18 protein-coding genes are annotated in these 19212 nt (G+C 62.6%); 6 read left to right on the plus strand and 12 right to left on the minus strand.

What is annotated here, in order from left to right:
- Positions 1 to 6: 6 nt before the first annotated feature.
- The 5 genes from AC1DJT_RS01470 to AC1DJT_RS01490 all read left to right on the plus strand — a co-directional run bounded on the left by AC1DJT_RS01470 (position 7) and on the right by AC1DJT_RS01490 (position 6646).
- Positions 7 to 1134, plus strand: coding sequence for an ABC transporter permease (locus AC1DJT_RS01470; RefSeq protein ID WP_476769214.1), 1128 nt, complete (start codon positions 7 to 9; stop codon positions 1132 to 1134).
- A complete protein-coding gene (locus tag AC1DJT_RS01475) occupies positions 1131 to 2858 on the plus strand; it encodes an ABC transporter ATP-binding protein (RefSeq protein WP_476769213.1) in 1728 nt (575 codons plus the stop codon). Before AC1DJT_RS01470 ends, AC1DJT_RS01475 begins: the two co-directional genes overlap by 4 nt.
- A gap of 20 nt (positions 2859 to 2878) precedes the next feature.
- Positions 2879 to 4099 (plus strand): mandelate racemase/muconate lactonizing enzyme family protein, encoded by a 1221-nt coding sequence (locus AC1DJT_RS01480; RefSeq protein ID WP_476833388.1) that lies wholly within the window; start codon positions 2879 to 2881, stop codon positions 4097 to 4099.
- Between the two features lie 4 nt (positions 4100 to 4103).
- Entirely contained in the window at positions 4104 to 5306 is a 1203-nt protein-coding gene (locus tag AC1DJT_RS01485; protein ID WP_476769211.1) for a mandelate racemase/muconate lactonizing enzyme family protein, read from the plus strand.
- Between the two features lie 299 nt (positions 5307 to 5605).
- Complete coding sequence (locus tag AC1DJT_RS01490; protein ID WP_476833389.1) at positions 5606 to 6646, plus strand: lactonase family protein; 1041 nt, start codon at positions 5606 to 5608, stop codon at positions 6644 to 6646.
- Between the two features lie 671 nt (positions 6647 to 7317).
- Here AC1DJT_RS01490 and AC1DJT_RS01495 read toward each other — a convergent pair.
- From AC1DJT_RS01495 to AC1DJT_RS01515, 5 genes are all read right to left on the minus strand, one after another.
- Complete coding sequence (locus tag AC1DJT_RS01495) at positions 7318 to 7506, minus strand: hypothetical protein (protein WP_476769209.1); 189 nt, start codon at positions 7504 to 7506, stop codon at positions 7318 to 7320.
- A 499-nt stretch (positions 7507 to 8005) separates the two neighbouring features.
- Complete coding sequence (locus tag AC1DJT_RS01500; protein WP_476769208.1) at positions 8006 to 8350, minus strand: hypothetical protein; 345 nt, start codon at positions 8348 to 8350, stop codon at positions 8006 to 8008.
- A gap of 441 nt (positions 8351 to 8791) precedes the next feature.
- The gene (locus tag AC1DJT_RS01505) at positions 8792 to 9040 is read right to left on the minus strand and encodes a CBS domain-containing protein (RefSeq protein ID WP_476769207.1); all 249 of its coding nucleotides are present in this window, start codon (positions 9038 to 9040) and stop codon (positions 8792 to 8794) included.
- A complete protein-coding gene (locus AC1DJT_RS01510; RefSeq protein WP_476769206.1) occupies positions 9037 to 9252 on the minus strand; it encodes a CBS domain-containing protein in 216 nt (71 codons plus the stop codon). Before AC1DJT_RS01510 ends, AC1DJT_RS01505 begins: the two co-directional genes overlap by 4 nt.
- A 296-nt stretch (positions 9253 to 9548) precedes the next feature.
- Entirely contained in the window at positions 9549 to 10775 is a 1227-nt protein-coding gene (locus AC1DJT_RS01515) for an MFS transporter (RefSeq protein WP_476833390.1), read from the minus strand.
- Between the two features lie 99 nt (positions 10776 to 10874).
- On the opposite strand from AC1DJT_RS01515, the gene AC1DJT_RS01520 reads away from it, so the two are divergent.
- Entirely contained in the window at positions 10875 to 11783 is a 909-nt protein-coding gene (locus AC1DJT_RS01520; RefSeq protein ID WP_441509163.1) for a LysR family transcriptional regulator, read from the plus strand.
- Positions 11784 to 12889: 1106 nt separating this feature from the next.
- Here AC1DJT_RS01520 and AC1DJT_RS01525 read toward each other — a convergent pair.
- The 7 genes from AC1DJT_RS01525 to AC1DJT_RS01555 all read right to left on the minus strand — a co-directional run bounded on the left by AC1DJT_RS01525 (position 12890) and on the right by AC1DJT_RS01555 (position 19196).
- On the minus strand, positions 12890 to 13681 hold the full coding sequence (locus tag AC1DJT_RS01525; protein ID WP_476833391.1) for an amino acid ABC transporter ATP-binding protein: 792 nt from the start codon (positions 13679 to 13681) through the stop codon (positions 12890 to 12892).
- An 82-nt stretch (positions 13682 to 13763) separates the two neighbouring features.
- Positions 13764 to 14585, minus strand: a complete 822-nt coding sequence (locus AC1DJT_RS01530) for a transporter substrate-binding domain-containing protein (protein WP_476833392.1) — start codon at positions 14583 to 14585, stop codon at positions 13764 to 13766.
- A gap of 47 nt (positions 14586 to 14632) precedes the next feature.
- Positions 14633 to 15283, minus strand: coding sequence for an amino acid ABC transporter permease (locus tag AC1DJT_RS01535; RefSeq protein WP_441492613.1), 651 nt, complete (start codon positions 15281 to 15283; stop codon positions 14633 to 14635).
- Between the two features lie 10 nt (positions 15284 to 15293).
- Complete coding sequence (locus AC1DJT_RS01540; protein WP_476833393.1) at positions 15294 to 15962, minus strand: amino acid ABC transporter permease; 669 nt, start codon at positions 15960 to 15962, stop codon at positions 15294 to 15296.
- A gap of 108 nt (positions 15963 to 16070) precedes the next feature.
- Positions 16071 to 16832 carry a 3-ketoacyl-ACP reductase gene (locus AC1DJT_RS01545; protein ID WP_476833394.1) on the minus strand — a complete coding sequence of 254 codons (762 nt, stop codon included), beginning with the start codon at positions 16830 to 16832 and terminating at the stop codon, positions 16071 to 16073.
- A gap of 1 nt (position 16833) precedes the next feature.
- On the minus strand, positions 16834 to 17607 hold the full coding sequence (locus AC1DJT_RS01550) for an enoyl-CoA hydratase/isomerase family protein (protein WP_476833395.1): 774 nt from the start codon (positions 17605 to 17607) through the stop codon (positions 16834 to 16836).
- On the minus strand, positions 17604 to 19196 hold the full coding sequence (locus AC1DJT_RS01555) for an acyl CoA:acetate/3-ketoacid CoA transferase (protein ID WP_441492609.1): 1593 nt from the start codon (positions 19194 to 19196) through the stop codon (positions 17604 to 17606). Before AC1DJT_RS01555 ends, AC1DJT_RS01550 begins: the two co-directional genes overlap by 4 nt.
- Between the last annotated feature and the right edge of the window lie 16 nt (positions 19197 to 19212).

Below are 19212 nucleotides of genomic sequence, written 5' to 3' on the forward strand. Positions count from 1 at the left end.
TRGGTAATGACCGACACCGCCCTTTCATCCGTCGACAGCACCCGGCTGGCCGTTGCCTCGCAATGGCAGCTCGTCTGGTGGGCGTTCAAGCGCCACCATCTTGCCATGGCGGGGCTGATCGTCACGGTGTTTCTTTACATCATCGCCATTGCCCCGGGTTTCTTCGCCATCAATGATCCGTCGCAGCAGAACGCACGGGCGGCATTCCATCCACCGCAGGCTATCCATTTCATCGACAGGGGGGCGGATGGGAGCTGGTCTTTCCGGCCCTTTATCCATCCTTCGGTGTTTAAGCGCGATCCGCAGACGCTCTCAGCGGTCTATAGCGAAGACAAGGCCCGCAAAACCTATCTTACGTTCTTCGGCCAAGGTTTCGAGTACAGGCTGTTCGGGCTGTTCAGCACTACGACCCACCTGATCGCCTCGGAAAACAAGGCCCAGCCGATCTTTCTGCTCGGGACGGATCGGCTCGGCCGCTGCGTTTACAGCCGTATCATCCAGGGCGCCCAGATTTCCCTGTCGGTCGGCCTGGTCGGCGTCCTGCTTTCGCTGACTATCGGCATCCTGCTCGGCGGCATCTCCGGATATTACGGCGGTCGCATCGACTTTGCGGTACAGCGCGTCATCGAGTTCGTGCTGTCGCTACCTAGCATCCCGATCTGGCTCGCGCTGTCGGCAGCCCTGCCGCAGGATTGGCCCGCGACCCTCAACTATTTCATGATCACGCTGATCCTGTCGCTGACCGGCTGGGCCCAGCTCGCCAGGGTCGTGCGGGGCCGCTTCCTGAGCCTGCGTACCGAAGAATTCGTCACCGCGGCGCGGCTCGACGGTGCCTCTGAAGGACGGGTCATCTTCCGCCACATGCTGCCGAGCTTCGCCAGCCACATCATCGCGTCGATCTCGCTGGCGATCCCGGCCATGATCCTCGCAGAGACCGCGCTCAGCTTTCTCGGCCTGGGGCTGCAGCCGCCGACCATCTCCTGGGGCGTATTGCTGCGCGAGGCACAGAACATCCGCTCGATCGCGACCGCGCCCTGGCTGTTCGCGCCCGGCGTCGCCGTGGTGATCGCCGTGATCGCCCTCAACTTCCTTGGAGACGGATTGCGCGATGCCGCCGATCCGTACAACAAATGAGCGTCATCGATCTCGCCATCGGCCAGGAGCTGCGCCCCGCCGCGCCGGCGCCGACGATCCTCGAAGTCAGGGATCTCGTGACGCACTTCCCGGTGCGCAACGGCGTCGTCAAAGCTGTCGACGGAGTCTCGTTCACGCTCCAGCGTGGCAGGACGCTCTGCATCGTCGGCGAGAGCGGCTCGGGCAAGAGCGTGACCGCGCGCTCGATCCTGCAAATCGTCGATGCACCTGGGCGTATCGTCTCGGGCGCGATGGTCTTGCGCCGGCCCGATGGAACCTCCGTCGATCTCGCGAAGCTCAACCCGCGCGGGCGTGAGATCCGCGCGGTCCGCGGCCGCGAGATCGCGATGATCTTCCAGGAGCCGATGTCGTCGCTGTCGCCGGTCCATACCGTAGGCGACCAGATCATGGAGGTGCTGCAGCTCCACCTGAACATGGGCAAGAAGGAGGCTCGCGCGCGCTGCGTCGAGCTCCTGGCGCAGGTCGAGATTCCCAAACCCGAAGCCGCCGTCGACCGCTATACGTTCGAGTTTTCAGGCGGCATGCGCCAGCGCGTAATGATCGCGATGGCGCTCGCCTGCAATCCCTCCCTGCTCATCGCCGACGAGCCGACGACCGCGCTGGACGTCACAACGCAGGCCGAGATCCTTGATCTGATCAGGAGGCTGCAGCGGCAGCACGGCATGGCCGTGATGTTCATTACGCACGATATGGGCGTGGTCGCCGAGGTTGCCGATGAGGTGCTGGTGATGCACCACGGCAAGGTGATGGAGAGCGGCCCGGTCGACGCCATATTCCACGCGCCGCAGGACGACTACACCCGCATGCTGATCAGCTCCGTGCTAAAGCTCGAGCAGAAGGCCGAGATCAGGCTGAGGCGCGCGCCGATCGCGCAAGAGGCTCCGCCCGTCCTGCAGGTCCGCAATCTGGAAATGCATTTTGGCTCGCCCAAGGCTCCGCTCAGGGCCGTCGACGACGTCTCGCTGGAGGTCAGACCGGGGGAGACGCTCGGCATTGTCGGCGAGTCCGGTTCGGGCAAAACCACGATGGGGCGCTGCCTGCTGCGGGTCTACGAACCCAACGCCGGAGCGATCGACTATCGACGCGCCGATGGCGAGGTCGTCGACCTGCTCAAGGCTGACAAGGAGACGCTGAGGGCCTGCCGGCGCGAGATCCGCATGATCTTCCAGGATCCGGTGGGTTCGCTCAACCCGCGCATGACGGTGGCCCAGATCATCGGCGAGCCCCTGCTCGTCAACAAGATCGCCTCCGGCAAAGAGCTCGACGACCGGGTTGCTGAACTGTTGCGCCAGGTCGGCCTGGAGCCCTCCTGGCGGGAGCGCTATCCGCATGCCTTCTCCGGCGGCCAGCGCCAGCGCATCGGCATCGCGCGTGCCATCTCCCTTAACCCACGCGTCATCGTCGCCGATGAGGCGACCTCGGCGCTCGACGTCTCGCTGCGCTCGCAAATGCTCGACCTGATGATGAACCTGCAGGACAAGCTCGGCTTATCCTACGTCTTCATCAGCCACGACATCGGCGTCATCCGCTACATGTGCGACCGGGTGGCTGTGATGTACCGCGGCAAGGTGGTCGAGACCGGTGGGGCCGAGCAAGTCTGCAATACGCCCACGCACGCCTATACCCAGGCCTTGCTCTCCGCCATTCCGCGACCCGACCCTCGGGCGCGCAGCATCCACCGCCGCCACCGCTACTCCGGTTAACGAGCCTACGGATCAGCCCCATGAAGATCGTCGACATCAAGACCTTCCTGATGCATGCGGGCGCCCCCAGCCTGAAGAACTGGGCCGCGGACGGCTCGTTCGGATCCCAGCAATTCTCGAAGAACCTCACCGGCAGCCGCAACTGGCTCTTCGTCAAGGTCGTCACCGACGAAGGCATCACCGGCATCGGCGAATGCTCCGGCTGGCCGCGCGTCATCAGGACGGCGGTCGAGGACCTGAAAGCGCTGCTCGTCGGCGAGGATCCGACCCATATCGAGCGGCTCTKGCAGAAGATGCAGATCGCGATCATGGGCCACGGCATGACCGGCGTGGTCGGCGCAGGCGCCATGACCGGTATCGACATGGCGTTGTGGGACATCAAGGGCAAGGCGCTGGATACGCCGGTCTGGAACCTACTCGGCGGCAAACTACGCGACAGGATCCGTATCTACGGCCATGCCAACACTCCGGAGGCGGCGTTGTCGCTGAAGCAGCGCGGCGTTACCGCGTTGAAATGCGGCGGCGTCTCCGATCCCGTCAGGAAGGTCGCGGCGCTGCGTGAGGCGGTCGGCGCGGAGATGGACATCGCCATCGACCTGCATGGCCCACCATGGCTCACACCGGCCGATGCGACGCAGGTGTGCCGGGCGCTTGAGCCCTACAAGATGATGTGGGTCGAGGACCCGATCGCGCCCGATAATCTCGACGGCTACGCCCGMATACGCAACCATTCCTCGGTGACGCTGGCGGCCGGTGAGCGGATGGCGACCATCTTCGGTGAACGCGAGCTGATCGAGCGCGACCTGATCGACGTGGTCCAGCCGGACACCGGCCGAGCCGGCGGGATAACCCAGATGAAGAAGATCGCGGCAATGGCAGAGGCGCATCACATCATGCTTGCGCCACATTCCGGCTCGCTCGGGCCGGTCGCGGAATATGCTGCCCTGCATCTCCTCGCAAGCTGCCCGAATGGCCTCATCCTCGAGCGCATCGAGGATGACTGGGACGGCCGCGCCAAGACGGTGATCCCGCACCCAGTCTCGCGCGACGGCTATCTCGACGTCCCCGACCGCCCCGGTCTCGGTGTCGAGATCGACGAGGATTTCGTCGCGCAATGGCCCAGCGAGATGAATGTCTCGATCCCCGTGACGGAGGGGGCCGGCTCCTATGCCGAGGGAACTTTCCGCGAGCATGTCTACGTGCAGTCGCGCTGGAAGCGCGGCGTCTATTTCAAGGACTGAGCCTATGAAGATCGAGCGCTTGCGGGCTTATATGTCGCGCGACAAGGATCGTCCCCGTGTAGTTGTCGCCATCGACACCGATGACGGATTGACCGGCTGGGGCGAGTGCTACAATCACGGGCCTGACCGGGCGCTATTGCCTCTGCTCGACTACCTGTTCGAGTTTATCCGCGGGCAAGACCCGCGACGGATCGAGTACCTGATCCTCTACCTGCTCCAGCAGAGCCGCTTTCCGCCAGGCGCACTCGGGCTGGCGGCGATATCGGCCATCGACCATTGCCTTTGGGACATCTCGGCCAAGGCTCTTGGCGTGCCGGTCTACATGCTGCTTGGCGGCAATGTGCGCGACAAGGTGCGTGTCTATGCCGGTGTCTACACCGCCCCAGACCCGGCCATTGCGCGCGACGAACTCAACGCGCTGAACGAGCAGTGGGGGCTGACGGCGTTCAAGCTCAGTCCCTATCGGATCGACATGCACGCGCATCGCTGGGGCGAGGTCGTGCGAACCAGCGCCGAGTATTTTCGCAATCTGCGCGAGACCGTGCGTTCGGACTATGAGATCGCCTTTGACGCTCATGCCAAGATCTTCGAAGTCGGGCAGGCGATGCAGCTCGGTAACGCGCTTGCCCCCTACGATCCGCTCTTCTTTGAGGAACCGCTCCGGCCCGAAAACTTCGAAGCCTGGGGCGAGCTGAAGCGCGGCCTCGCCTGCACGCTGGCGACGGGCGAGTCTTTGTACAGCCGTTTCGAGTTCCTGCGGCTGCTCTCGGTCAAGGGCTGCGACATCATCCAACCCGATATTTGCGTCGTTGGCGGTCTGCTGGAGATGCGCAAGATCGCCGCGATTGCCGAGGCACACTACGTGACCATCGCGCCCCACAACCCGATGGGGCCGCTGGCCACCGCCGTGAACCTGCATTTCTCGGCTGCGCAGCCCAATTTCCGGATTCTGGAATACCGGCTGCCGCACGGCCCCAACTATGCCTTTGGCGACGGCAGCGGCGACGCCATTGCCCAGCCCGATCGCTCGCAGGGGGCCTGGTACGTCAAGGACCCCTATCTGCCAAGGGATGGCTATCTGCAATTGCGGCCCGATCGCCCGGGCTGGGGGGTCGAGATGGACATGAATGTCCTGGCCAAGGAGGACTACGTTCATTGGGAGCGGAAGGTCCCGTGCCGCCCGGATGGCTCGACGGCTTATGCCTAATGGCAATGTCGGATTCCGGCAGCTATCTCGGCGAATACGCCGTCCCCCGCCGGCATCTAGTCGGGCTCGGCGATGTCCATGCCTATAAGAGGATGGTCTTTGCCGAGCACGGCGCCATTCGCGGCCGTGGCGCAGGCGCTGGCCGCTCCTGCGAGGCCTCGCAGCTAGACGTCCCCTGCTCTAAGTTGATCAAGGTCGGATCTGCCTCGGGCTGGGATGCCCTGAGGGTTAGAGCAGCCCCATAATCATCAAGTAAGTCCTGATTTGGTCGGGCCCCCGGGAAGCAATAGGAGCCGTGCATGTCGCCTCATCATGCCAGAGAACAGGCCGATCTCGCCGTTTATATTGGCAATGGATTGGGCGGTGATATCAGTGTGCTGCGGCTCTCTGGCAAAAGCGGTACGCTGAGCCCGATCCAGCGCATGCCCTTCCCAGGCGTGACCGAACCCGGCCGCTCGCTGCCGTTAGCACTGTCGCCGGGTCGAGAGTTCCTCTACGCCGCCATGCGTGGGGCGCCACGCGGCGTCGCAACCTTCCGAATCGACCGGGCCACCGGTGCGCTGTCTGAACTTGGCTTTGCCGCGATGGCGGAGAGCGTCGCCTATATTCGCACCGATCTCAGCGGACGCTTCCTGTTCGGCGCTTCCTATGACGGAAATGTCGTCACGGTAAGTCCGATCGCGACCGACGGCGTCGCGCAGCCGGTAGCGCAGCGTATTCCAACTGCGCCGAACGCCCATGGCATCATGGGCGACCGATCCGACCGGCATGTTTTGGCGACAAGTCTGGGCGGCGACGTGGTCTACAGCTTCGATTTCGACCAGGTTGCCGGGACGCTGGCGCAACCACGGACGACCGCCCTACCGAAAGGCACCGGGCCGCGCCATTTCATCTTCGGTCCCGCCGGCAAGACCGTGTACCTACTTGGCGAGCTCGATGCTTCGGTCACGGTCTTCGACTACGATCCGGAACACGGCGCACTCAACACCAAGCAGGTCGTCAACATGCTGCCTGTCGGCTTCAGAGCAAAGCCCTGGGGCGCTGATATCCAGATTACGCCGGACGGCCGCTTTCTCTATGCCTCTGAGCGGAACAGCTCGATATTGGCGAGCTTCGCGGTCGAGGTAGATGGCAAATTGCGATTGTTGCAGCACATCCCTACCGAGACGCAGCCGCGCGGCTTCGGCATCGACCCCACCGGGCGCTACCTGGTGGCATTAGGACAGTCGACCAACCACGCTACAGTTTATGTGATCGACGAGAGCGGCGGGCTCAGTGTTACCRACCGAGCCATGGTGGGGAACAGCCCGGATTGGGTAGAGATGGTCGAGTTGGGTTGAGGTCAGCCAGGAGAAAAGGCGGGGTCATCGCTAGGACGCGAGCGCGGGGCCTTCTCAAAATCCCTCATGTCATACTCTGCGATTGCGTCCGTAAGGACAAGGAGCTCTCGCTCTCCGTCGCCGCCCGGCTCATAGCGAAGCAGCGCCGCGGCCCGCTTTACTGCAAGGCTGCGATCCTCGTCATTCGTGATCTCGAAACCTTTCTCACCTTGCAAAGCTGCCCCTCCTGCACGAACTCGCGATCTGAAACCCAGACCAACTTGCGAATCAGACTTCACGATCACCATGGATTGCGGTGGCTTTCGGGCAGCGCGATTTACGCGATCGGCCGGCAACTCGTCGTCATACGAACCAAGCCATCATCCGACGTAACTGAGCCTGAAAGGCTTTATTCCTGGCCCCACGGCTGGCCGCCGGACAGCATAACGCCGCGCTCGCCTAGCTGTGCCTCGAGCCCCTACTCGAGTCTGGCGATGAATTCGTCGGCGACCGCTTCGCGAGCCGCTTGTTCGATCTCTGGGCCCGATGCCTCGGGCCTGCCAAAGGCAATGTTCTCCCGCGCCGACGAACTCTTCGTCCGCCTCCGTGCAAGCGCCGATTTCTCCTGAAGACTTCGGTCAGACGGTATTTTTCGGCTTCGGCGGCCTATTCGCCCCAGCGCAAGGAACGCCTTATTCCATCGCCTCGCGCTGTTTCAGCAGCTGGTTCAGCAGCTCTTGTTGATGGTTGATCCTGTTCGCGATTGCTTCTTCCGCAGCAGATCCAGTGGTTGCGGTGGCTCGTTCCATCAGATCGGCTATATTTCTTCGGACGACCGCAATCTGGTTATCAAGATTCTGCTTGGACACATTATCAGGCATTGGCTCATTCCTCAGTGCGTATCTAGCGCCGATTACCAGAGGTGATGCAGCAAAAACGTTTCGGGCTATACTCAACAAGTCATTCGGTCAACTTGCCAGAATTAGCGGATACGATCTGATATAGAATGCGATATCGCGCCAAATATTTGCTGATTTCTGCCAACGGAACTGAACGTCCTGCATCCGGGCAGCGAGCAACCTATGCGATCATCGTGCGAATGATGCCAGCTACCGGCGCCCGTGATTTGCGTAAGCAAGGTCTCGCCGCGGAAGCAGCTGAGCAAGCGGTCGAAGCATAGGAAAACCATAGCCGCTATGCTGCGGATCGCCAGGATCTCGACCTATAGTGCGCAGATAACGCGGACGGCAGGCCCCCGGGGCGGCGTACGTGCAGTGGGCCGCGACCAGCGACGCCGCGATGCTGCATGGTGATTGACCTAGACTGCGCCAGCCGCTCGCCTACCAGTGCAAGCACGGGTTCTGTAGATGGCACGGGCGCTCAGTCGTCGGCGTCGTGCCCGTGTTCGTGACGGTGGGCGTAGCGCTCGGCCGGGTCTTCCTCGTCCTCGTCCGGGATGTCGTCTTTGTTCAATAGCCGCTCAAGCCAGAGCAGCGCGGCGGCCTTGGCCTCCTCGACGCTGTCCTCGGCGCAGACCGCCCGACGGTTTTCCTGATCGGTGCCGATAAAGCTCCCCGCGGAAAACCGGCTCGGCCTGATTACAAACCAAGCCTTGTCCGGCTGATCATTCGGGTCGGTGTGCCAAAGGCTGACGCCATCGACGCTGGTCTCGTACCAGGCCACCTTCTTCGGAGTCTCCGGCATATTCCCGTTCCAATGGGCCATGGTCGGATGTCCTCAAGTCGAGAGGTAGATGACAATGCCGGATTCCTTCGGAATTGCCCCACTGGTCATGCCATCGCCCAGCGACCCATGGCGATTGGCGGTTCAAGGCGCGACGCTAGTCAACGACAATAGTCGTCGTCGTCTTCCTCGTCGTCATCCAACTTGTGGTCGCCGTCCCGTGCAGTGAAGTCAGCCTCAAGTGCCGCTTCCGCGCATGCTGTTTATCGGCGCAGTAAACAACTCCTCGCACATATCGGGCGTCACGAGCATTAACAGAAGCAGCATCGTGAGCGCGCCGACAGGCCGTTCCGGGCTGTGTCGACGATCGGCAGAGTCGGATGCCGCCCCCCATCATCAGGATGAGMGCAGGCGCCAATTCGCCTTCGCGCGAGAAAGCCCGCTTGCGCGATCTCGCGCTGCTCACCCTGACTGTCGTCGCGATCAGGCCCCATGGAAGCTAGTGGGCCAAGGCGCCGAGGCGTGACGCGATGCGTCGCGTGCAACAAGCTGCGATACCTCAGCGAACAGGTCCATCGGCGCTCTCAGCGCCAAATCCGACAGGGAGAGGATACCGATCATCCGTTTCTCTCTGTTCATCACCGGAACATGATGGATTTGCTCCTCCGCCATGCGGCGCGTCGCATCCCTGACGTCATCGTCCTCGAAGCACCAGGTGATGCCCGCCGTCATGACCTTTCTCGCCTTTGTAGTGTTGGGATCGGCCCCTTCGGCGCAGCCACGGCAGGAAGGTCTCTGTCCGTGATCATTCCGATAAGGCGATCATTTTCTCCCACCGGAAGGCACCCGATTTTCGCGTCGCGCATCTTGCGCGCGACCTCGGTCAGCGAGATGTCCGGAGAGATCCATTCTGCATGTGCGGTCATAGCGTCACGAACGAGCATGATAACCTCCTGCTCTGCGCGGCTTCGAGTCTGAGGCATGTCGCTCTCTGAAGGGATTGCCTGGTGGTCTCCACGCTGCGCCGGAATGCGCTGCGCCAGCCGAGCGCGCTATTCAGAAAACTGCCTTGGGCGCCGAAAGCAGCGTGGTCCGGGAAAGGACTCTGGCGAAGGCCTGCCCCCAGGGAGTGGCATGCTCGTGGATGATAACGGATCATCAGGGGGCGAGCCAGCATAGTGTGCGGTGACCAGGCAATTCGGCGCAGCCAGGGCCGACAGCAGGGCCAGCGGACCAGTCCTTACTCCGGGCCGCCGATCCAGTCGACCAGCAGAGCTGCGAGGCCGAATGCAGCGCCGGCGGAGCAGACAGCTGGCCAGCCATTCCAGGCCCAAGCGATGCCGGCCAGCATCGATCCGGTGGCGCCACCGATGAAGAAAATGCCCACGAACAGCCCATTTAAGCGTCCGCGCGCCTTGGGCTGTAGTAGGTTGATGGCGCGGCGGCCGAGCGTTTGGTCGCCGATTACGCCGATGTCGAGCAGCACGGCGCTGACGACCATTAGCCCCAACGGAACCCATCCGGTTGCGGTCGCGGCTGCGGCGGAGCCTGCCCACGCCGACAGCGCCATCGCGCCGATCAGCACGAGGTGGCAGGCGAGAGTGGCGGAGCGCGTCAAACCACGATCTCCAGCGCGGCCGAACAGCGGCGTGACTGCAGCACCTCCGGCGCCCGCCAACGCAAACAGCGCAATGCCGCGCTGGCCGAGGTCGAAGGGCGACTGTGCAAGGCGCAATGCCACCGCCGTCCAGAACAAGCTGAACGCCGCCATTACCAGCGMCGCTGTCAGGGCGCGCCGTCGAAGCATCGGTTCGTCGCGCAAAAGGCCGAGCAGCGAGGCGATCAGCGCGCCATAGGATGTTCTCGCTACCGGGAGCCGTCGCGGCAAGCTGAAAGCGAGGACGCAGGCGAGCAGAATCAGAGAAGCCGCGCTGAGGCCATAGAAGGCTCGCCAGCCCCAAGCATCGGCGACCAGGCTGGCCAGCGGACGCGCCAGCAGGATGCCGACCATCAACCCGCTCATGACGTCGCCGATAACGCGACCATCCTGTCCAGGTGGGGCCATGGATGCGGCGATCGGCACAAKGATCTGAATCGCGGAACAGGCGGCGCCCAGGACGAACAGCACTATCAGCAGCGCGCTTGCCGTAGGCGCGAGTGTGGCAATACCAGCGGCCATTGCTGCCGCGATCAACATACGCAGGATTAGGGCGCGATTCTCGGCGAGATCGGCGAGCGGCACGAGGAAGAATAGGCCGGCGGCATAGCCAAGCAGGGTGGCCATGGCGACGAGGCCGAAGCCTGCGGCATCGGCGCCGAACGATGACCCGATTAGGCCAACTAATGTCTGCGGCGCGAACAGATTGGTGACGATGATGCCGACAGCGGTGGCAAATAGCACAGTCTGCGGGCCGGTAATTGTGGCGGCCGGCAAATGCGTCATTTGTCCGTCTTTCGTTCCTCGCATGGTCGATCCTCAACATTCCGCATATCGTTTTTTGCTTTTATGCGAAACCGTCACCATGCTACAATTCAATAAATTCGATAATGATTATGCGGGTCTRTTATGAACATTCATGACCTCGAAGCCTTTATCGCCGTGGTGGAAACCGGTTCGATCGTCGGTGCGTCAGCGAGACTTAATCTTACCCAGCCGGGTGTAACCCGCCGCATCCAGAACCTTGAGGACGCGCTGGCAACGGCGTTGCTCGACCGCCAGTCGAAGCCGCTGAAGCCGACAGCCTCCGGCCGTGAAGCCTATGAACATGGCCGGCGCGTGCTACGTTCGCTTGAGGATTTGAAGGCCGGCGTGTCGCCAGAGGGCGAGGTCAGGGGCGAGTTCCGGCTGGGCATTATGCCCTATCTCTCCGATGCCGCGCTGGCGATGCCGCTCGATGGCCTGCGCGCCGCGTTCCCGCAACTGACTTTACGCATCACCTCCGGCTGGTCGCCAAGGCTGGTCGAGCAGGTGGCGCGCAGCGAGCTCGACGCAGTGGCGGTGTGTCTCGCGGAGGGTTTGGCGCCGCCGCAGGAACTGATCTGCGACGATCTCGGCGCGCAAACAGTGCTGCTGGTTGCGTCATCCGACCTTGGTGTACCGCGGGAAGCCGACCTTGCCACGCTGTCGCAATTTCCCTGGGTGATGAACGAAAATGGCTGTGGCTTTCGTGCCTATATCCGCCAGAGCTTCGAGGCGGCGCGGCTGCCTTTCCAAGTTGGGGTGGAGGCTCTCAGTGTCGATCTCAGAATGTCGCTGGTGGCGCGCGGCCACGGCATCGGCATAGTCACCCCGGCCGCCTTCGCCGACGGCCGCTGGCGCGAGGGAGTTGAGGTCATCGACTGCCCAAACTTCAAGCCGCAAGTGCGCGCTTGGTTGCTGCACCGCCCCCCGGCAGGCAGGCTCGCGCGGCCGATTGAAGTGTTCCGCAATGCCTTGATCGAAGGGCTTCAGCTTCCGATGCCGCTGTTATCGTAACACGGTGCTCAGAGCAGTGCTTCACGAGGCCTTATCAGTCCCCGATTGGCGCCTTGTGATCGAAGCCGTATAAGTATACTTGCCGGCTCCAAACTTCAGTTTATTTTCCATCGCGCTCTATCGATGCGGTCATTTCCGCTTGGCAGTGGGTTTGATTCGCGAGATCATTGCTCCGCGGCTTATGTTGCTTTGGGTCTGGGGAAACGAGCGTCATCGCCATGCTTTATGCCCTTATCGGGCTTACGGCCCTGTTTGTCGTGGCTGTCTTCGCACACGCGGGGGACAAGAGCCCGCTTCAACGCCGGCTTTACGATCAGCGGCACCGCAGCACCGAGCAGGCGTTTAGACGGAGGAGCCGTATTTGACATAATTAGTGCCAGTTGTCGGCTCGCGCTGGTGGACGTCCTAGGCAACGATAGGCGGCTGTTCCTTCGGCCAAAGCCGCCAGATATTCGTAAGATGAGTTGACGATCTTCGTCTCAAACGCGCGAACCCTCGACTCGGGGATCTCAGAGCGGACGGATCATGGTCCCCGATAGCGATCCAGGATGGACACTGAACCTTCGACCGATTGTCACCCAAACAATTGGTGCCCGTATCATCGGTTCCGATCACGCCGCGGCATCAGTAGTTCACCTAGCCTCGCTCCCCCGCCAAAAATTCTTGGGAGGCGAGCGATGTCGGAAAGGCTCTCCACCTTGCCTCAAATGAACGGTTTCACGGGCGAACTGGTCGAGCCATTGACCAGCAAGGCGGTGTTCCAGTCTAGCTTGGCACACCGATATGCACGGCGCGCTCGAACCAAGAAGATCCTGCGCTCGCTGAGCGATGAGCAACTCCGGGACGATGCGCCGCTGCCCCGGCGGGACGGTCCGGGACATGTGAGCACCGTGTTGTGGCCGGAGCTGACGGGTAGTCGAACTGGAACGCCAAGAGACTACAAGTGCAAGCGCGCTGTCGACGGATAATCATCGCCCACTTAAAGCGCGGGCCAGCCCAATCTAGCAATTGGGGCTCCAGCACGTTCCCCATTAGTTGCCTCCCCCTCAAGCACCGAGCCTCTCCCGAGGTGAAGCTGCCAGGCGAGAGATCGCCCTCAGCGGAAGTCAGTGCTGATTAGAATGAAGAATCTGGCCGAGAAATTGTCGCGTGCGTTCATTTCGAGGTGTTGAGAAAAATTCTGCAGGCGGCGCGACCTCGACGATCTCGCCTGCATCCATGAAGATTATCCGGTCAGCAACCTTGCGGGCGAAACCCATCTCATGAGTGACGCAGATCATGGTCATGCCGCTTTCGGCGAGTTCTACCATGACGTCGAGGACCTCGCTGACCATCTCCGGATCGAGCGCCGAAGTAGGCTCGTCGAACAACATGATCCTCGGGTTCATGCATAACGACCGCGCGATTGCAACGCGTTGTTGCTGGCCACCCGAGAGCTGGATCGGGTATTTCGCGGCCTGCTCGGGGATATGGACGCGCTCCAAGATGATGCGAGCGTTCGCCTCGGCCYCCGGCCTCCTGATCCCGCGCACCTTCATTGGCGCTAGCGTGCAATTTTCCAACACCGTCAGATGCCCGAACAGGTTGAAGCTCTGGAACACCATGCCGATCTCGCGGCGGATGTTCTCGATGCCGCGCAGATGCGCGTGTACGCTCGTGCCATCAATGATAATCTCGCCGCTCTGGTGTTCCTCGAGCTGGTTGAGACAGCGGATCAGGGTCGACTTGCCAGAGCCCGAGGGTCCACAAATGACGATGCGCTCGCCGCGGTTGACCGTCAGGTCGATGTTCCGCAGAACCTGGAAGTCGCCATAGAATTTGTCGACCTTGCGCATCTCGATCATAACGTCGCCCGCGGTGCGGGACGCGCCGGTCTTCTCTGTTGCGGGCATCGTCATGAGCTTCATCTCGTTTTGACCAGAGAATTTGGCGCGCCCGACCCGAGACCGGACGCGCCATGTCACGCGTTTGGGCAGGTTCTCAGAATGTCGGCATCGGCGGAAGCTTGTTCAACGGAATGCCGAACCAGCGCTGGTTGATGGCGCTGAGTTCGCCGTTCTTCTCGATATCGGCGATGAATTTGTTGGCGAACTCGGCGAGCGCAGTGTCGGCCTTGCGAAAGGCCATGCCATTGGCCTGCTCGCGCAGGGTCAGCTTCGGCTCCATGTTGAGCTGTGGATAGTCCTTGTTGAGTTGCGCGAGGATGGTGTTACTCGCGCCCATGGCCTGGACCTGACCCGAGATCAGGGCCTGCAGCGCCGTGGCATCGTCGTCGAAGCGCTTGAGTGGCGTGCCCTGCGGCGCGATCGCGCTGATGGCCGTGTCCTGCGTCGAGGCGCGCGCGACACTGATCGTCACCGGCTTCAGGTCCTCCGGAGTCTTGATGTTCAGGCTCTTGGGACCCAGCACGTAAATGGTGAGCGTGCTGTAGGGATTGGAGAATAGCACCTGCTTTGAGCGCTCGGCGGTGATGCCGAACGTGGCAATCAGCACGTCAATTTTGTTGGTCAGCAGATAGGGTATGCGGTTTGGCCCGGTGACCGGGACGAGTTCGAGCTGCACGCCAAGCGCCTTGGCCATCAGCTTGGCGACGTCGGCGTCGTATCCGGCCGGCTGCTGCTGGGCGTCGGTGCCGCCGAAAGGCGGATAGTCGGTCAGTACGCCAACCAGCAGCTTGCCGCGCGCCTTGATCTMCTCGGGCGTGGCTGCGCTCGCCGGGGCGGCGCCGAGAGTTGCGGCGGCGACGCCGGCGAGAAGCAGCGCGCCGAGGCTGCGGCGCAGGATGGACTTGAACAGTGACATGGGACGTTTCTCCTCGGGTGGACTTGGTAGGCCTTGCGTCGCCGCGCTTAGCGCGCGGCGACCAGGAGCTTTTGCTCCATTCGCTTGCTGTAGGCCGATAGCGGCCGGCAGATCAGGTAGTAGATCAACGCGACGAGCGCGAAGATGGTAAAGGGCCGGAAGGTGGCGTTGTTAATCACCTGCGCCGCCCGCGTCAGTTCGACGAAGCCGATGATCGAGGCGAGCGAAGTGCCCTTAATCAGCTGAACGAGGAAGCCAATCGTTGGCGGAATGGAGATTCTGACCGCTTGTGGCACGACGACCAGCGCCATCTTCGGCCAGTAGCGCAGACCGAGCGAGGTCGCCGCCTCCCATTGCCCGCGCGGCACGACCTCAATAGCGCCGCGCCAAATCTCGCCCAGGAAGGCGCTGGCATGCAGCGACAAGCCGATCGCGGCTGCGGTCCAGGGATCGACTGACCAGCCAAACAGACCGGGCACGAAGAACGCGAGGAAGAGCTGCATCAACAGCGGCGTGCCCTGGAAGACCTTGATATAGCCGTTCGCGACCAGCCTGAGCCATTTGAACTCACTAGTTCGAGCGAGCGCGACAAGGGCGCCGCCAATCGCGCCGCCGACAAAGGCAACGACCGAGAGCAGCAGCGTCCAGCGCACCGCGGCGATGATGTAGAGGATCTCGTTAGGTCCGAGTGTGCGCATCGTCTGAAACCTACCGGGTTGGCTTGCGCAGGAGGGTGCGCTCGATTCCGGCGAAGGCGCTCCAGAAGAACAGCGACAGGCCGAAATAGATGCAGGTCACAACGAAATAGACCTCGAAGCTGCGGAAGGTGCGCGACTGGATATCGCCCGCGACCGCCGTGAGCTCGCTCGCCGCGATCGCGGAGCAGACGCTCGAATTTAGCATCAGCAGGATGAACTGGCTGGTCAGCGAGGGATAGACCGCCTGGATCGCCGGCTTGAGGACGATGTAGCGAAAGATTTGCAGCGGCCGCATGCCGAGCGACTTGCCGGCCTCGACCTGGCCCTTGTGAATGCTCTCGATGCCAGCGCGGATAATCTCGATGCCGTAGGCGCCGACATTGACGACGAGCGCGATGAGCGCCGCCTCGTTCGATGAGAGTTTGATKCCGAGCGTAGGCAGACCGAAATAGATCATGAAGATCTGAATCAGGAACGGCGTATTCCGGATCAGCTCGATATATTCGTCGATGAGCCAGCGTAGCCATCGCGGACCCGAAGTCTTGCCGAGCGCCCMCGCGACCGAAACGACCATGCCGATCGCCATTGCAAGTGCCGAGAGCACGAGCGTGTTGATCAGTCCCTGCAGTAACTCTGGCCACGCCGCGAAGACGTCGGCGAAATCGAATTCATAGCTCATGCAAAACACCCGATGCGGCGGGTGACCAAGCGTCCAGCCATCCGTCTCCTCCTATGCCCTCACCGGCCGGTTCGATATCGGCTCTTTGTCTTACAACCATTGCGCCAATTACAGACGCGGGATCATCAATCCACCATCAGCATTGATCACTGTGCCCGTCGCGTAGGCGAAATTGCCGCTCGCCAGACCGACCACGCAACGCGCCACGTCCTCGCCCTCGCCCCAGCGCCCGGCTGGTATCATGCCGTCCGCGATACGGGCATCGTATTTGGCCGCGACCTTCGCGGTCATGTCGGTGCGGATCACGCCCGGTCGGACCTCGAAGACCGGGATGCCTTCGGGCGCGAGCCTGACCGCGAGCGCCTTCGCCCACATCGAGAGACCGAGCTTCGAGACGCAATATTGCGCCCGGTCGATCGAAACCATCTCCGTGCTGGCCGACGTGATGAAGACGATCACCGGCCGCTCTGCCTTGTCCGCGAGCATCGCCTTGGCGACTTCCTGGCTCAAGAAGGCGGCGCCGCGCAGGTTGACATCCATGACGACGTCGAAGCTTTCCGGCGTAATCTCCAGCATGTCACCGCGAACCGGCGCGCCGATCCCGGCATTCGAGACAAAGAGATCGAGCCGGCCGAAAGCCCGCTTCACATCCGCGTTTAGGGCAGCATGGCTTTCGACTGCGGCGACGTCATGCTTGAAGAACCGCGCCGCGGCGCCGGCCTCCTCGAAGAGCTTCAGCGCCACGGCGACCGCCTCGTCCTCGACAACGTCGGTGAAGGCGATGTCATGGCCTACCCTGGCGAGCGCGACACCGATCGCGCAGCCGATGCCGCGCCTTGCGCCGGTAATTAGTGCGACGGGGCGGGTCATCTTATTCCCCTCGGTAGAGCGGTGTGCGCTTTTCCTGGAAGGCGGCGACACCTTCCCTGACGTCATCAGTATAGGAGACGAGCGAGCTCGCCAGCGTCTCCATGATCGCTGCCCGGTCCTCGTCTTCCGCGGCGTTGATCAACTGCTTGACGATGATGTTCGCGACCGGACCACGGGCGGCGACGCGCTCGGCCATCGCTGTCGCGGCCGCGAGCGCCCCACCCTTCTCCACGACCTGATCGACGATGCCGAGAGCAAGCGCTGTCTCGGCGGTGACGACCTCGCCCGTCAGGGCAAGGCGACGCGCGACACGCCCGCCCAGGCGCTTGACCAGGCGTTGGGTGCCTGACCAGCCCGGAATCATACCGAGGCCGCTCTCGGGCAGGCCAATCTTGKCCTGAGCTTCACAGATTCGGATATCAGCGGTAACGGCGAGCTCCAGCCCGCCGCCGAGCGCGTGGCCGTTCATGGCGGCGATAACCGGCGGTTTCATCCGCGCGAGCTTGTCGAAGACACGGTGGCCAGAACGCACCCAGCCCTGCCCCATCTCCAGTGCCGAAAGCTCGCCCCAGGCGACAATGTCGCCGCCGGCGCAGAAGGCCTTGCCTTCACCCGTAAGGATCACCGCGCGCACCGTTCGATTGGCATCGATCCTATCGGCGAAGCTGCCCAGMAGCCCAACCATGACGTCGTCGAGCGCATTGAGCTTTTCTGGCCTGGCGAGCGTGATCGTCGCGATGCCGGAGGCGATGTCGAGGCGGACGGAGTCGCTCATGCTGCCCTCATTGGAACTTCAAGGCCGATCAACGCCTCGTCGAACAAGGCCGCATCCATCAGCTTTGGCGGCCGCGGCACCAGAAGCGGAAACTCGCTCTGGGCGAGGATGTCACGCTCCAGATCCACGCCGGGCGCGATCTCCGTGATGACGATCCCCTCCGGCGTCAGCCTCATCACACAGCGTTCCGTGATGTAGGTCACCTCCTGCCCCTGTGCGACTGCGCGCGGCCCTGAGAAGGAGATGTGTTCGACGGCCTCGACGAGCTTCTTCACCCTCCCCTCCTTCTCGATAACCAGCTTGCCATCGGCGATCGCGAGCTTGGCCGCGGCGCTAAAATAGCCGGAGAAGACGATGCGCTTGGCCCGGGCGGTAATGTCGATGAAGCCGCCTGCGCCGGCCGTGACATGCGGCCTGACCCCGAGCTTGGAGACGTTGACACAGCCCTGCCGGTCGATCTGCAGGAAGGAGAGCAGCGACATGTCGAAGCCCGCGCCCTGGAAGTAGGTGAACTGGTAGGGCGACGGCACGATCGCCTCCGCATTGGAAGCGCAGCCAAACTGGAACTCGAGCAACGGCACGCCGCCGACGGCGCCCTGCTCGATCACCCAAGTCACCGCGCCGTGCTGCCCCTCCTCGATCAGGATGCGCGGGACGTTTGCTGAGATGCCGAAGCCGATATTGACCGCATCGCCGTGGCGCAGTTCCTGCGCCACGCGCCGCGCGATGACCTTGGCGACGTCGAAGGCCGGCGTCTCGAAGCTCGACAGGGGCCGCGACACCTCGCCCGAGATCGCCGGATCATAGGCCGTCTGCGTCGTCTGCATCTGCTCGGGCGCGACAACGATTGCGTCGACCAAAATGCCGGGCACGAAGACGGCTTGCGTCTTAAGGCTGCCGGCGGCGACCACGCGCTTCACTTGTGCAATGACAATGCCGCCATTGTTGCGAACCGCCAGCGCTTGATCGAGCGGGCCGAGCAGGCCTCCCTCATGCTCGTAGGAGAGGTTGCCGCGTTCGTCGGCGGTTGTGGCGCGGATGATCGCGACCTGAGGTACGATGCTCCGGAAATAAAGCCAGTCGTCGCCATCGAAATCGACGCGGCTGACGATCGGCTCAGCCGCGGCGCGCGCATTCATGGCACAGCCCTGATGCCTGGGATCGACGAAAGTGTCCATGCCGATCTTGGTCAGCACGCCCGGCCGCTTGGCGGCGGCCTCGCGATGCATGTCGAACAGTATGCCGCTCGGGATGTTGTAGGCCGGTATCTGGTCGCCTGTGACCATCTTCCAGATTTCCGGTGGCTCGGCCGAGGACGGGCCGGACGGATAGGAGCCACCCATAATCCGCGCCAGTAGGCCCGACTTCGCCAGATGGTCGATGCCCTTGATGCCCCACATGTCGCCGGCTGCGATCGGATGCAGGGTCGTGAGATTGCGCGGATGGCCGCAGGCGTCGAAGCGTCGGCCGATTGCCGCCAGCACGGCGTCGGGACAACCCAGACCGGACGACGAGGAGACAGTGACAATCGCCTCGTCCGGGATTAGGGCCGCGGCTTCGTCAGCGGAGAGAATGCGAGGAAAGGCCATGGTTTTGTCTCTGGAT

The sequence above is a fragment of the Allobosea sp. 05T422_2 genome, from assembly GCF_056396265.1.